A 990-nucleotide genomic window follows, 5' to 3' on the forward strand; every position below is an offset into this window, starting at 1 on the left:
GCCGCATTGAGCATCAGCTCCACGCACATGAACATGACGATGGCATTGCGCCGCAACAACACCCCGGCCGCACCGATAGTGAACAGCAGCGCCGACAGATACAGATAATTCGCGGGATCCATTTATCGCTCCCTCTCCACATCAGCCGCGACACTGCGCTGCGGCAGGATCGCGCTGACCGACAGCACGGCGTCCGAGCCGTCGGGCAGTCGCGCGGGGATGTCGACCGCGTTGTGGCGGGCGTACACGCCGGGATTGGGTAGCGGCGTCGGCCGTCCGCCGGCCTGGAAGCGTTCGATCGCCAATTCCCGCTGGGTTTTTCGGCGTTCGAAGCGTTCCCGGTGCGCCAGCACCATGGCTCCCAGCGCTGCCGTGATCAGCAGGGCGCTGGTGAGTTCGAACGCCCACAGGTACCGCGTGAAGATCAGCGCCGCCAGGCCCTGCACGTTGCCGCCGCTGTTGGCCTGCGCGAGCCCGGTGAAACCCACCGCCGAGACGTTGCCGATGCCACCGATCAGCAGGATGCCAAAGCCCAGCCCGGCGATCAGCGCCGCGACCCGTTGTCCGCGAAGGGTTTCCACCAGCGACTCCGACAGGTCGACACCGATGAGCATCAGGACGAACAGGAAGAGCATCATCACCGCACCGGTGTAGACGACGACCTGCACCACCCCGAGGAACAGCGCATCCTGGGCGACATAGAGCACCGCGAGCGCGATCATGGTCGAGGCCAGGAACACCGCCGAGTACACGGCCTTCGGGGCCGCCACCACACCGATCGCTCCGAGCACCGCGACCGCGCCGAGAACCCAGAAGACCACGGCTTCCGCGGTCGAGGTTCTGGTGACTGCGTCGGTGGCTGCCGCGAGCAATTCGGGCCTCATCGAGCATCCTCGCTACAGGGCGAGATCTTGCCCAGGTAGTAGTCGTCATCGGTGCTGCCCGGGGCCATGTCGTGCGGCGGCGCCACCATCCCCGGCTGTAAGGGGG

Annotated in this window: 2 protein-coding genes and 1 pseudogene; all 3 read right to left on the reverse strand. The window is 66.4% G+C overall.

Going from position 1 to position 990, the window contains the following annotated elements; all coding sequences use genetic code 11:
* Positions 1 to 122, reverse strand: a 122-nt coding sequence (gene nuoK, locus A5784_RS22890; RefSeq protein ID WP_082944556.1) for an NADH-quinone oxidoreductase subunit NuoK, incomplete at its 3' end; no start/stop codon positions are given.
* On the reverse strand, positions 123 to 884 hold the full coding sequence (locus A5784_RS22895) for an NADH-quinone oxidoreductase subunit J (RefSeq protein ID WP_064947181.1): 762 nt from the start codon (positions 882 to 884) through the stop codon (positions 123 to 125).
* A pseudogene (locus tag A5784_RS37725) lies at positions 881 to 990 on the reverse strand (NADH-quinone oxidoreductase subunit NuoI); the annotation flags it as partial. The pseudogene A5784_RS37725 and the gene A5784_RS22895, both read right to left, overlap by 4 nt.

The organism is Mycobacterium sp. 852013-50091_SCH5140682 (genome assembly GCF_001665685.1).
Taxonomy (GTDB): domain Bacteria; phylum Actinomycetota; class Actinomycetes; order Mycobacteriales; family Mycobacteriaceae; genus Mycobacterium.